10 protein-coding genes are annotated in these 14,085 nt (G+C 42.1%); 7 read left to right on the top strand and 3 right to left on the bottom strand.

Translation table 11 applies throughout. From position 1 onward, the window contains the following. Positions 1–24: 24 nt before the first annotated feature. From CKK33_RS06500 to CKK33_RS06485, 4 genes are all read left to right on the top strand, one after another. Positions 25–795: a hypothetical protein gene (locus tag CKK33_RS06500; protein WP_095703329.1), complete on the top strand. Its 771-nt coding sequence runs from the start codon at positions 25–27 to the stop codon at positions 793–795. A 213-nt stretch (positions 796–1,008) separates the two neighbouring features. Next, a complete protein-coding gene (locus CKK33_RS06495) occupies positions 1,009–1,380 on the top strand; it encodes a hypothetical protein (protein WP_095703328.1) in 372 nt (123 codons plus the stop codon). 67 nt (positions 1,381–1,447) lie between these two features. Continuing rightward, positions 1,448–4,189 (top strand): MobF family relaxase, encoded by a 2,742-nt coding sequence (mobF, locus tag CKK33_RS06490; RefSeq protein WP_095703327.1) that lies wholly within the window; start codon positions 1,448–1,450, stop codon positions 4,187–4,189. Beyond that, positions 4,167–4,550 carry a hypothetical protein gene (locus CKK33_RS06485; RefSeq protein ID WP_095703326.1) on the top strand — a complete coding sequence of 128 codons (384 nt, stop codon included), beginning with the start codon at positions 4,167–4,169 and terminating at the stop codon, positions 4,548–4,550. Before mobF ends, CKK33_RS06485 begins: the two co-directional genes overlap by 23 nt. Positions 4,551–4,566: 16 nt before the next feature. Here CKK33_RS06485 and CKK33_RS06480 read toward each other — a convergent pair whose 3' ends face one another. The 3 genes from CKK33_RS06480 to CKK33_RS06465 form a co-directional block, all read right to left on the bottom strand. Further along, positions 4,567–5,490, bottom strand: a complete 924-nt coding sequence (locus CKK33_RS06480) for an ArdC family protein (protein WP_095703325.1) — start codon at positions 5,488–5,490, stop codon at positions 4,567–4,569. A 221-nt stretch (positions 5,491–5,711) separates the two neighbouring features. Beyond that, on the bottom strand, positions 5,712–6,464 hold the full coding sequence (locus CKK33_RS06475; RefSeq protein ID WP_143822909.1) for a hypothetical protein: 753 nt from the start codon (positions 6,462–6,464) through the stop codon (positions 5,712–5,714). A gap of 486 nt (positions 6,465–6,950) precedes the next feature. After that, complete coding sequence (locus CKK33_RS06465) at positions 6,951–7,448, bottom strand: hypothetical protein (protein WP_095703322.1); 498 nt, start codon at positions 7,446–7,448, stop codon at positions 6,951–6,953. 632 nt (positions 7,449–8,080) lie between these two features. Between CKK33_RS06465 and CKK33_RS06460 the strand changes: the two genes are divergently transcribed. The 3 genes from CKK33_RS06460 to CKK33_RS06445 all read left to right on the top strand — a co-directional run bounded on the left by CKK33_RS06460 (position 8,081) and on the right by CKK33_RS06445 (position 13,368). Continuing rightward, on the top strand, positions 8,081–9,922 hold the full coding sequence (locus CKK33_RS06460) for an SIR2 family protein (protein ID WP_095703321.1): 1,842 nt from the start codon (positions 8,081–8,083) through the stop codon (positions 9,920–9,922). A gap of 248 nt (positions 9,923–10,170) precedes the next feature. After that, positions 10,171–10,728, top strand: a complete 558-nt coding sequence (locus tag CKK33_RS06455) for a hypothetical protein (protein ID WP_095703320.1) — start codon at positions 10,171–10,173, stop codon at positions 10,726–10,728. A 1,326-nt stretch (positions 10,729–12,054) separates the two neighbouring features. After that, a complete protein-coding gene (locus CKK33_RS06445) occupies positions 12,055–13,368 on the top strand; it encodes an integrase arm-type DNA-binding domain-containing protein (RefSeq protein WP_095703318.1) in 1,314 nt (437 codons plus the stop codon). The last annotated feature ends 717 nt before the right edge of the window (positions 13,369–14,085 follow it).

The raw sequence follows: 14,085 nt of genomic DNA, 5'->3' as shown, positions 1-14,085 counted from the left end.
AAAGTGTAATTAAAACTAATAGTCATGAAAAGAAAAAACCTCTATTACCTCACTGTATTTAAACGTGTGAACTTAATCAAAGTCGCTATTTTAGGTTTCTTTCTGGCAATCGCCTCTTGGCCACGCCTGATCCTGGAAGTGTTTTTCAGACGCAAAATGGGAGAACGCTATTTCTCGCTTGCCACATCTATTACCCTGTTTGTGTTGATGTTCTTTGGCAGTAACTTGCCACACTACAGCTATTACGGTGGCTGGTCTTTCCCAGACCCTTCGGAGATATTTAGTAAAAGCCCATCGCTATCCCTGTTTGCCCTCGCCTTCTTAGCCATGAGCATTATGCGTTATAAAGAAATAAAACGAGAACCTGGCGTATTTGATTTTGCAAAATTCAGCATGTATTCAGGTGACATCCTTCCGTTTTTTTATAACATAAAGATCAATGGTACTGAGCCAACGCGTAAAACAATAGCCACGATCTATGAGCCACTGGTAGGTTTCATCATAGGTGTGCTTCTAACCCTATTTCACTCACCAGTTGGCATCATCCTAATGGTTTGCAGCATCATTTATTCTGTAAGTTATTGTGGCGCTCATTATCAGGGAGATCAATTTCTTATGGATATGATTGATGAGATGCTTTGTAATGAAGATCTAACCGAAACGCTGGTGGAGGGCACAAGACCAGAAGATAAGCGTGGGGTAGAATTTTTTGGAACTCCCCCTAACAACAAAAAGTTTCGCCGTGTATTAGCAGAAACCATTGTAGAATCTGAGGAAGCTTCGGACGTTTATTAATGCCATTGCACTGCAACGGGAAGATGTCTGTAAGGAAACAGCACCGCTCAGAATAGCTTCCCGTGCAGTGACTTTTTTGTTAATAGAAATTATACCAGTTTAATACATTACCATAGCAAGTATAGCAATTAGCACGGCGTTTAAAGTGGCACCAGCACTGCTATCAAAACAATCATTATACTATTGCCACCAATTAAAAACTCTAAATAAATCATGACCCATAACGAAAATAACAACAAGCCCGTAGGCGAAAGCCGTGATGAATCTTTTGATCTTGCCAAAACTGCGCTGGGCGAAGCGCGCGACTATGAGGAAGCAATGGCCGAATTGGCAGGCATGGCGGAAGAAGCCCGTTATCATATTAATGACCGCAGAGAGGAGTTAATGCAGCAATATGAATGTCAGAACTATGACGACTTGCCTTCGGAAGCGCGGGAAGAATTGTACTCAAAACAATTGGATTGGCAGTATAGCTACGGTGGCTCTGGCTTTTTGGCGCAAAGCCTTTATGAAAGGTTTTGTGGAGAAAAGGATGCGGCAGACGATACCAGTAAAAATAAGGATGCCGACCGTGAAATTGACTGAGACTATCAGTTGTTAATCCAAAAGGAATTTCGGCCCCCGTATAGTAAACCGATATACAATCGCGCCTATGATACGCATGGTTCAAACTACATCCGCAAAACAGGCAAAAGAATATTTTTCAGGTGCCCTGCTCCAGTCCGATTACTATATGGATGGCCAGGAATTGAAAGGAAGATACGCCGGAAGTTTGGCTACGCATTTAGGCCTGCCTATAGAACCTACCCGCCAATCTTTCTTTGCGCTCTGTGATAATATTAATCCAGTTAGCGGTAAGCCGCTGACAAGACATACCAAAGAAGGACGCACTGTTGCCTATGACATTGTGTTCAATGCCCCTAAAAGCGTAAGTATTATCCATGCCCTTTCTAATGACGACCATATTCTTAAAGCGTTTCAGGACAGTGTTCAGCAAACGATGCAGGATATTGAAACCGATAGCCGGACAAGGGTTCGCATCAATAAATCGCTTGAAGACAGACAGACAGGTAACTTACTTTGGGCAGAATTTACCCATCAAACGGCAAGGCCGGTTGACGGCTCCTTGCCGGACGTTCACCTGCATTCGCATAATGTGGTTATCAATGCCACCTATGACCCGATAGAAAAAACCATCAAGGCCGGACAGTTTCGGGATATCAAAAAATCAATGCCGTTTTACCAGGCCATGTTTCATAAACGGCTATCAGACCGGTTAATGGATCTGGGTTATGGCATCCGCCGCACAGACAAGGCCTTTGAAATTCTGAATGTACCACAGGCTGCTATCGATCACTTCAGCAAACGCACCAATGCCATTGGCGAATTTGCGAAAGAAAAGGGCATAAATGATCCGAAAAAGTTGGCGGAGCTTGGAGCAAAAACCCGCGCGAAAAAGCAGAAAGGCCATACGATGGCCGAGCTAAAAGCCGAATGGCGGCGACAACTCCGGCAGGAAGTGCAATTACCAGTTGATGAGGAAGCTTTACCGATCCGCTACGCTACAAAAAATCAATTGGATAAAACAATCGCTGAGGATGTCATCGACCATGCGCTAAAACATTCGTTTGAAAGGGCTTCGGTGAAGCCTGAACGCCGGATACTGGAAACGGCCTATCGCCAGAGCATTGGAAAGAGACAGCTTTCTATAGTCGGCATAACCGATAGCTTTAAGAACGATTCACGCATCATCAGGATCAAAGAAAAGTATCAAACGGTTTGCACCACAAAGCCCGTACTCGCCGAGGAACAGCAAATGGTAAAACTCGCGCGTCAAGGTTTAAACAGCCAGTTCCCACTATTTAGCAAAGCGCCTGAACTCTCGCCCTTTCTTAACGAACATCAGCGGAATGCCATTACAGATGTGCTGACGACCACCGACCAGACCTCGATTGTTCGCGGTGCAGCCGGTACGGGCAAAACCACAATCATGAGCGAGGCGAGAAAACACATCGAAGCGGCAGGAAAGCAGCTTTTCGTTGTCGCGCCAACGGCGCAAGCTGCAAGGGGCGTATTGGTAAATGAAGGCTTTGAAAACGCGAATACTGTCGCAAGGCTGTTGAAAGATAAAGAAATGCAACAAGAAATTGCCGGACAGGTACTGTGGGTGGATGAAGCTGGCTTGCTTGGTACAAAAGATATGACCGAATTACTGACCATTACAAAGCAGCAAAACGCCCGGCTCATCTTAGGGGGTGACACTCGCCAACATACTGCCGTAGCACGTGGTGATGCCCTTCGTGTTTTAAATTTTGTGGGGCAAATCAAGTCCAGCGATGTGAGCAAGATCGTGCGGCAAAAAGATGTTCATTACCGAGAAGCGGTAGAAGACCTGTCCAATGGCAATATTTGCCGCGCGTTTACCAAACTAAACAGCATCGGTGCCGTCAAGGATATTGACCCACTAAAACCGAATGACTTGCTTATAAACGACTACATTAGAACGCTCAAAAAAGGCAAATCCGCGTTAATTGTCTCCCCCACCCATGCGCAAGGCGAGGCCGTGACACAGGAATTGCGTGACAAACTGCGTGCTAACGGTCTTATTGGTAAGAAGCAGGTACTGGTTGACAAATTTGTGAGCCGTAACCTGACAGAAGCAGAGAAAACTGATCACCGTAATCTGAATGAAGGAGATGTGGTACAATTCAATCAAAATGTACCACAGATAAAAAAAGGTTCGGTATGGAAGATTGAACGCATTGAAAACAATCAGGTACTTGTTAAAAACAAAGACGGTGAAGAGCAGCAATTACCGCTGGATCGCGCGTCAAGCTTTGATGTTTTCGAACACAGCCTGATGGGTTTGTCTAAAGGCGATGTAGTGCGCATCAGTCGCAATGGCTATGATAATAACCAAAAGCGGCTCAATAATGGACAGGTGCTAGATGTTACCGGCATCAATAAAAAGGGTAAAATCTTGCTTAATAACAGATCCAGCAAGGTCACTTATGAACTTGACGACGACTTTGGCAATATTGCGCATGCTTACTGCACCACAAGTTATTCGGCGCAGGGACGTACGGTTTCAGAAGTGTTCATTTCGCAGCCTTCGGCTACTTTTGTTGCAACCAATGCCAAACAATTCTACGTTTCCGTTTCAAGAGGTAAGGATGCCGCACATATTTATACAGATGATCGGCAAGCTTTATTGGAATACGCATCGCAGTTAGGCGACCGGCAATCTGCGCTTGAACTTGTTGGCGGCTATCAGCATGCCGATTACATCCGGCAACAAATAGGAAAAGAGCCGGATCACGACAACGAGCCGGAAGAAAGAACAAGATTGGAAGTAAAAAACAATTCAAGAGATGACTATGAGCCAGGATTTTGAGTTGGGGTTTGACTCCTTTGACGCGGCGCATCACAGTCATGCGGCGGAAAGTAACGGCATACCCGACGAATATAAAACATCGTCGTCCGTTCGGAACCTGTGTTTGATCTGGCCCGATGGACGCAAAAAGTTTTTTAATTACGCCTATCTTGTTTCAGCCGAGTACGCTCCCGCAGATGGTCTGATCCAGATTGCCTTTACGTCTGCGACAATTATGATTAAAGGCATCAAACTGGATATGCTATATGATAAATTGCTGTTCCATACTCCTTTGAAGATCGTTTGCCAGGATGAGCGTTATAATCCCGTGGCTACGGATGACTATTGCGTAAATGAAATAATAGAAAATAGAGCCCCATGAGGGGCTCTATTTTTAGTTAAGGTTGTAAGCTGTTCAAATAGTCGGCAGCTTTCGATGCTGCACTGGCAACACGGAAGATGCATCGGTTATCTTCTTTTAGTACGTTTAGCCAATTCTCAATATAAGCGGAATGAGCCGCTTTTTCGGCAGTTCGTAAGCCAAATCCGGCACATAAGAACGCTGAACCGAATTCTGCAACAAGCTCTTCATTAGCGTAATTTTGATCACCGAATTTCTCACTTTTGATACGATCCAATCGTTTTGGTGCACCAGACCAATGCACTAATTCGTGGAATAGCGTTGCGATATAGTTTTCAGTTGCGGTACATTGTAACGTATCGACGAACTGTTCAGGAAAAGGCATTGAGATCTCATCGTTAGCGCGATTGTAGCTTGCGCCGCCATTATGATGTTTAATGATAGCTCCGGTGTTCTCAACGAATTGCTGAACGTCCAGTCGCTTTTCAAACGTTGGTACTAAACCTGTGTATTTTTTAATGAACGGTGGTGTTTCATCATAGCTTACTAACTGACACCGGTTAAAAACGTAGGACGTTTTTAGAAACGGGATCTTTTGAATTTCTCCCTCAACTTCTTTTTCGAATGTGTCGTAATACACGACAAGGCTACCCTTCTCGCCTTTGCGGATAATTTCGCCGTTTATATGCCATTGTTTAAAGCTGGCCCATTCATCCGTGGTATACCTGTTTTTGATTACCGACGACCAAAGCAATACGATATTGATACCATTATAGCGATTGCCCGTGGTACCGTTGAACGGAATTGTGAAGGGTAGAATATCTTCATTGATCCAGCGTCTCTCCCAGGGAACAATCCCCTGCTCTAGTTGGTCAATGATAATGTGTGTTACCAGGTCATGAACGTCTAATCGTGGTACGGAGAAGGTTTGGCCTTGCTCGCTTGGTGATAAAGTTGTCATGATTGATCCTTTCCTGTAAGGTGTTGATGGTTACAAGAGATGCGGCAACCGAAGTTCAAGAGAACGAACCGGCTGTTATTTTGCCTCGCGAGGAATGCCGGAGGCAGGGGAAAATAATAGTTGGTGGAGTGAGCGGCTTCGGTTATCTCTTGTAAAAACCATCAATCCTGAACCGTACAGGATAGGATCAGCCGCTTACTTTTGAGCAAGTGAGCTGTGTGTTAAGGCCCAAGCGTTGCCACATGCCAATCATTCAATGTCCGGTAACGCGCATATATCTTATGCATCAGGAAGTGCCTGAGTTGAGGCTCGGCTATCGAAGCTGCTCTCAGCCTTTTGGATACTTGCTTGCCTTCAAGGGTATTGCTCGTCCAGTCATACAGTTTGGTATAACCGAAGTCTTTGATATAGGCGAATGCGTCATTGATTTGATGATGGGAATTAAGGCAGATACTATCCCCGCTATCCCGTAACTGCGGAAAACGGATGAAGGCTGATAGCATATCCATAAAATCATGGAAGATGTGGACTTTGTTTGCTTTGGGTTTATGGCCCCGGACAAACGAAATAGCTTGTGGGCCGATATTGGCTTCCAGAAAAGGGTTGATAACGCCATATCCGCCATCCTCATTGGGAATGCCCAATGTGTACATGGCATCAAGGGTGGAGTTGTGCCGTAGGTAAACTTCTTTGAGGTAGTGAGAGCCAAGCTTTGGCGATATCCCGCGCGACTTTAAGTATCGAAATAAAGCGATATCTTCTATCGGCTCTACGCGGACAATTCGCCAGTCAAGCTGTGCCTTGTTTCCCTGAACGTCATTTCCTTCAATTGCGATACTGTCGCTGGCTGGCTGAGCGAACATATTGCTTGCCCACCGGATTACATCGGCAAGGGTATGGTCTTCACCGGTAGCTTTAAGATAGGCCTGTATTCGTTCACAAACGGTTGAAGTCTCAAAATATCGGAAAGCCACATCGCCGAATTTCTGATGCAGCAGGTCAAGAGGGAGCGCGTTGATCTGTTCCAGATTCATCGGGACACCTTCTTTTTCAAACCTTCGAACAGAAAACGATCCAAGGCTGATTTTCGGTACCGGATTGCGCCGCCGACCTTAATTGGGGAAAGGTCATACCTTTTCGTGCAATCCCAGACAGCAAGGGTATTGGGATTAGTTAATCCCAGATACTTTGCGGCTGTTTTACGGTCGAACAAGGGGTCGTCATTAACGACTTGCTGCATAAAATCACCTCAAGAAATGTAAATAAACGCGTGCAAGAATATGCATGCGGTGAAATGGCGTTATATCCGATTAAATGGGTATAGGATGGTATTTATTAGCCATATTAAGTACAATTAAAAGAAATAAACATATCTCATGTGTATAGTCATACCATGGTATGCAGCTTTCAAAATTTCTATGTAACAAATAGCCACCGCATTTGCGGTGGCTGAAACCGGCTTAAAGCGCCGGGAAATTGATGGATTCTTCAATTTCTTTCAGCTTGGCCTGGCAAGAGGTGTAGATAAACTGTGACACCAGACGGATCAAACCAGGTGTGGTGGTCATAAACTCGCGGTGTTTGTCATCGCGAATGATGAGTTTGCAGCCCTGGTAAGGATTATCCTCTAATTCATCACTTTCCTGAAGCAATGTCACTTCAAAGGATTCCAACTGGTTCAGGCGGGATAAAAGATTTAAACGCTGTACACTTTTGCGGTGCAGGTCATCAACCATTTTTAGTTTGGCATCGAGCGTTAATACAACCGGCTCGGGTGTTACGATTGGTTTTTCTTCCTGCTTTTCAGGTTTGGCTTCTGCGGTTGCAGGGTTGTTATTCTTGCCCTCGCCTGCTTTTACTTTAGTTGAGGCCTGACCGTTTTTAGCCGGTTCAGTTTTTACTGCAATTGCTGTTCTTTCGTTTTTTTCGGCTGTGCCGTTTGCGCTGTTAAATTCCATGACTTTGTTATTTAATTGTTTAAAAAATGATTTTGATCAAAGTCATTTGAGGAAGCCTCATTTGCCCTTTGACAGGCGCTATAAAATTTGCGCGTGGGGCTGGCTGACAAGGCTGACGCAAAAAATACTACCCGCAGGTGTGGAGATTTTTTAAGCGGCACTTTGCACGGCCTTGGCTGCCGAAGCGGTATAAATTTGCGTTGTCAAAGGGTAATTGAAGGCTTCTTAAACTCGAGCCAAAAGCATCTGAACAATTGTTTCGGTCAATGGATTGCAGCGTCCGGCGCTGCTTAAAAACATTTACACGGTGCTTGCAAACGTAATTTGGCTAAGACGATTGTCTAATAGTCGGTCAGCAATGAGTCCTTAGCTCCGTCAATCTTATTTATGATAGGCGTAGATGTCGGCGTAACAAACAGAACTTTAAGCGTTCAGACATGCTCCGAATGTTGATGGAAACTGCTTTAGTACACATAATCCAATATAAACGAAAATTATTTAATTACTAAATAAATTAGTATGTTACGAAAGACGCTGTAGGGGGTCTGGTGTTGTGTTTGTTTGTGTTTGTATAATTACCAACAATCAGTTTTAACATTTTAATTTTATTGATTATTTATGATATTAGGTGAATGACTACTTCCCATATATTTAAGCTTATCAGGAAAGAAGAAGTAGCCGTTTGGGCAGGTGCAGGCATGTCGCTTTACGCAGGCTACCCAAGTGGAATGCAACTGTGTGATATATTGAAGAACGAACTGTCAACTAAAGAAAGGCAGCAATTGTCACAAGGAAATTCTTTACGAGCGGTTGCAGATGATTTTGTAGCTTTCAGAAATGGTTCAAGAAATGAATTGAATAAAATACTACTTAGAGAGTTTACAAGGCCGGCGTCAGCGACCGATAATCATGATCTGCTTAGCCGCGTTCCGCACATTAAGAATATTCTGACCACGAATTACGATTCACTAATAGAAAATAGCTATGCTGGTCGGTGCAACATTCTTCGTAATGATGATGACTTAATGTGTGCGACGAGAAACTTACCTAACATTTTCAAAGTTCATGGTGATTTAATTTCCGTGAACAAAGTCATCCTAACATCAAATGACTATTCTTCTTTTATCCGTCTTGATGACCGGACACCATTTTGGACTTCAATTCGAAACGTGCTTGCTAATCAAACTCTACTATTCATGGGATACGGATTTGAAGATGAGAATTTATGGTCATGGTTAGATGAAATTGATAAGGTGGTCGGACAAAACCGAAAAGAGCGGTTCTTAATCGCCCCAAATTGGAGTGACCTTAAAGTTCGTAAGTTACAACAGCGTCATGTTACCTATGTAAACGTTACCATAGAGGAGTTCTTAAATGAACTTCACTCGGAATTGAAACTGAACATTGCATCTGATTTAGAGAATAATGACGTTAGCCAGGACACATTTAACCGCTATGTGAGTTTTTATAAGTATGATTCTTTGATCAAATATGCAAATGGAAGCCCTAAGTTAACATCCCTTTATAAACCCGATCAATCAGTACTTAATCAGATCAATTTTACGGTAACTCAAACCGCAGCCAAAGAATTTTTTAAGTTTGAAAAAGGTGGAAGTCGCTCTATTAAAATTGATAAAAAGCATCTAACTAAACTTGAGCATTTTATTGATGAATTTCGGATGCCTCTTAATCTTGATAACATTGAATCGCTTCATATAGTTCGGCAGCCTCTAAATAAAATCGTGAGTGTTGATTTTCCTGAAGATGATTTGTCTATTGAAGAGCAACAGGTACAAATTTATCCAATTGCTAAAGATCGGTTTGAGGCTAAGATTAATGTTTTTGGATTCGATTTAACTATAAATTTATCTGTAGAAAAAAACGGAATCAATATAACCTTTAGCATTGGTTTCCCAAAAAAGTATCCGCCAATAGCCCAATGTATTCGATTAATACGTTCTATCCAGGCATATTTGAGTGGAAAAAAAACCGTCCTGCATGTGGATGGTGGCAATTCTATCATTACTAACCCAATTTTGGAGAATGATACGTATTTAGCATCTATGCTGGAATATTATAAACATCTGCAAATAATTGAAAGATACTTTAACGTTTCCTTCGCTGGCGCACAAGCAGATGATTCCCCAGTTAATCAGCAAAAAGCGACACAAATCGTTAATTTAATTGAGGGAAAAAAGAATGTTGTTGATATACCAAACGGACTGGAGGTATTTAGGGGCAACAACGAGCAATTTGGTGGACTGCAATTGCCTTCACCTCCTTACACGTTAGCTATTCCAGTCGTTAACCGTAATACGGAACTGTTTCTAGGTTTGTCATTAGACATAGGTGATCGATCTGTATTAATAAGTGACATAGATTATATTGATTACAGTGAAGACGGAAAACGTGCGACTTTAAAAAACAAAAGTAAAAAAGCGTATATGTGTCTTAGTTCGTCATTGGAATCTTAAAATATTGGCTAGCTAACGGGTAGCAATAACATTCATTTTATAAGCGCAGGGTCATTGAAGTTCGCAGGAACGATTTACTACAAAGTGTTTTGGTCAAGGAATTTTTATTTAATTTGAAACTTTTAAATAGCTGCAACGTAAAATACTGATTATTAGAATTAAACTTCTTAATAAATAGACGTCAAAAAGTTTTCCACAAACGTTACATCGTGTTACAATTTGGGTAACTTTAATATGAGGATAAAGATATGACCGACGAAATTGTTATAAATGACTATTTAACTGCCGTAGAAACGTTAGCAGCAAACCGAAGCCCATTGACATTTGAAAATTCAAAACCCGAAAATGCAGCCATCGTGATATCGCGGATTTTTAAATATGCAAATAATGAAGTCAAAATTTACGATGACTCTCTAAATGGTGATATAATTAACAAGCATCCGAGCTTGCCAGCTGAAATTATAAATTTTTTTAGACGTGACGGCCAGCTAAAAATGGTGTTGCGGAAAGAAAATAATAATCTAATTCCGCTATTTGAACTTCTCAACGATCAATATTCTCATCTAATACAGATTCGTTTAGCTAATAGTCAGTTTCGACAAAACATAAGAGACGTCTTTGAAAATGATATCTTTTTTGCATTGAATGATAAAAAGGCTCTGAGAATGGAAACCACCGAGAAGTTAACCGAAAGTCGCGTAGCGATTTGCAGTTTCCACAACCCGGATCCTTGGAAAAAGCTAAACAATGCCTTTGATCGCAGTTTTGATGATTGCAGACCTTATCCGCTCCCGGAGCACGCTTAGAACCACAACAACCTAAACCTACAATACGAATTGGAACTTACAAATTTAAGCAGCCTAATTAGTTTATTCTCGGCTTTCAATTTTGCTTATGCGGGATCGCGGGAATTCCGGTCAATCATTGATAATGAAATTTCTAAACTAGAAGTAAATGTTAGGCCGGTAATTACAAGAAAAATTGGTTTAATTAAAAGTTCAGAATTTGTTTTGAAGATTGAGGGAAAATATGATTTTAGCAATATTTACAATCAACATTACCAAGCACTTTTAAATAACATCGAACAGATTCGAGCCCGATCACAAAATGCTTTCAATTTCACATTGGGCTATCGTTCGATTTTTCTTAATTCGTTTTACTTTAGCTTGATACTGTTAGTTCTCAGCGGCTACCAATCGTCAGTTGACATCCGTACGTTTAACACGGCGATCTGGGTTCTTAATTTTGGCTTTATATATAATTTAGTAGTCTTCATTAGGGGTTTTACCAAGGCTAGCGATAAGCCAATCCATCCAGCCTACCCATCCATTTTATTTCTAATTTCTGCCATAGTTTTAAGTCTTATTTTTTACAAAGGGTGGTCGTATGATCACGTCCCTTCTATTGAGATGAACTTAGGTATATCATTATTTATTGTCGTTTCGCCCTACCTTATGCACTTTAGTCGACTATTTATTTTTGTTATATTTTATAGACTGCTGATGTCTATTGCTCATTATAGATGTATGCGGCAACTCGACAAAATTGACAGTGCCGTTAAAGTTCTGAAATCGAAAAGATAATATGTATTTTAAAATATCGTCGATGGTTCTCAATTAAAGAAGAGTTCTCTTCGATTTGACTCATATACTTATCTGACGATTGGCATTGCTTCTGATTAACACCTGACTAAGGCGGGTACTGTTGCGAAACCAAGATGATTGCTAGCGAAACGAGGTTTTCCTTGCAATTTAAAGCATGTGTTGATAAAATGTGCTAACCGATTGAGTTTAATGTACATTAATGCATTACCCTGTATTAATTGCGGAACAAAATCGCGATAGCCATGAGGGTTCTAAAGAAATATCAAGAACTTAAATAAGCAAAATGAGCACCTGCTCGAGGAGCCAATGCAGTGATTTTGGCATCATAATAAAGCTTATTTGTTATTGATACGACAATAAAAACCCAACGAAACGTTGGGTTTTTGTGTATCTAAAGCCCCTCACTGATTATCTGTGATTATCCCACATTAAGCGAATTTTCGGGAACAAATGCGGAACATTTCTTGCTTGCCATATTCATGTTCCGCATATCCTTAAAAACTTCTTTTTTAAGAGGAACTTAAAAAGATGCTCAATGATATGCTCTGCCGTACTGCCAAACCCCACAACACCCGCTTTAAACTGCTCGATAGCAAAGGCCTTTTCCTGGAAGTCCTGCCATCCGGCTGTAAGTACTGGCGGCTGCGCTTTCGAATCCACGGGAAAGAGAAACTCATGACCCTTGGCGAATATCCGGAAACCACCCTCGCCTTTGCCCGTGAGGAAAGAAGCCGTATCAGCCGCCTCGTTAAGTCCGGCATCGACCCTATCATCCAGCGCAAAGACGAAAAGATTGCAGCCCGTATCAAGGCGAATACAACCTTTAAGGAAATCGCTCTGGAATGGTACGAGGTGAATAAAGCGCAATGGCAGCCCCGCTATGCTGCAACCATCCTACACCGCATTGAAAAATATATTTTCCCGCATTTGGGCTACTACCCTATCAGCGAGATCTGCTCAATAAAGGTTTTAAATTGCCTTAAAGAAATCGAAGTAACCGCCCCCGAGATGGCAAGGCGCATTAAGCAGATCATTAGCCACATTTTCCTTTACGCTAAGACGACCAAACGCGCCAAAGAGGATGTAACAGCCGATTTAAAACACGCTCTCAGAAAATACAAGAAAGGCCGCTTTAAGTCCATTAAACTCGAAGTGCTGCCTAAGTTCCTGTTCGACATCTATGAGAATAAAGCGAAGCTCCACAGGCAAACCTACCTGGCGCTCAAATTTATGATGCTCACGTTCGTCCGTACTTCAGAAATGATCGATGCTAAATGGTTGGAAATCAATTTTGAGGAGGCCATGTGGATTATTCCTGCAGAGCGTATGAAGATGAAACAGGAACACATGGTTCCCCTCTCGCGGCAAGCCATCGAGATACTAAAGGAGCTTCACACGGTAACAGGTAAAAGGGAACACGTTTTTGCTGGCGTTTACAAGCCTCGTTCACCAATGGCAAAAGGCACCGTTCTAGTAGCGGTAAAACGTCTTGGCTACTGCGGTCTTATGACAGGCCACGGCTTTCGGGCACTGGCGTTAGGTGTCCTAAAGGAAAAACTTAAATACACACATGATATTGCTGATCGCCAATTAGCGCACGTGCCTAAAGATTCTGTAGATCGCGCTTATGATCGAGCAGAATATTTGGACGACAGGAAGGTGATGATGCAAGAATACGCTGATTACTTGGATCGAGCATTAGTATCTGAGCGTGTCAGACTCAATCCGGCGCTTGGACAGTCACAACTGAAAGCGCTGCCGGTAAATCGCGGCTTCACGTACATGCAAAAGTTGAGCACTGCAAAGATGGGTATAAGTTATACGTTCACCCGTCATAGCTAATACCACCACACATCGACTTCACAATTTTCATCAAATTAAAAGCCCTGAGACAATTGTGTAACAGGGCTTTTAAATTCTGAGATTTATAGGACTATCCTAGCTTTCGACAATTACTCTCCTGGGTACGCGGCAAGATAATTTTCATCACTGAAGAGCAGTACGTCTGCCAACGTCCGTGCCGCGTCGTAGCTGACACCCAAGATTTGTGCTCGAAGACTTCCTCCTTCGTCCATTGCCTGCTGTAGTTTATCTGCGACTGACTGATCGGACACATAATCAGTTGCCATGAAACTTACAAAATCGCCATTGGCCGGTACATACAACGCGTCAGCGATATTATAGGACGCAGTAACAAACTGAGGCTAGTGGAGAGAATTATTGGAGAAACACATACATGAGGCTTATAATAGATAGAATTGCGGCTGTTGGATATGCCATCTTACCATAATATTTCTCGCAGTTTGCCGCGAGAAATATTATTTTCTTATGAAGAATTATTTCAAGAAAAAGGTGAAAACACAGTAATAACGGTAGGGCGTACATGTTTACAATACTTGGCAGGCCCAAAAACCTCTCACAGAAATCTAAAAAAGTCCAGTAGACTAAAAGTATTATGCTAAAACTTATGGTTACGGTTCCATGTTCAGTAATTAGAGTTGACTTCCAAGGTAACTTTTGAACAATGTAAAAACTGATAGCATTAAAAAACAATAAATA

Source organism: Mucilaginibacter sp. MD40, assembly GCF_002288635.1.
GTDB lineage: Bacteria > Bacteroidota > Bacteroidia > Sphingobacteriales > Sphingobacteriaceae > Mucilaginibacter.
The sequence above is the reverse complement of the archived record's forward strand: the minus strand, read 5'-3'. Positions and strand labels throughout refer to the sequence as shown.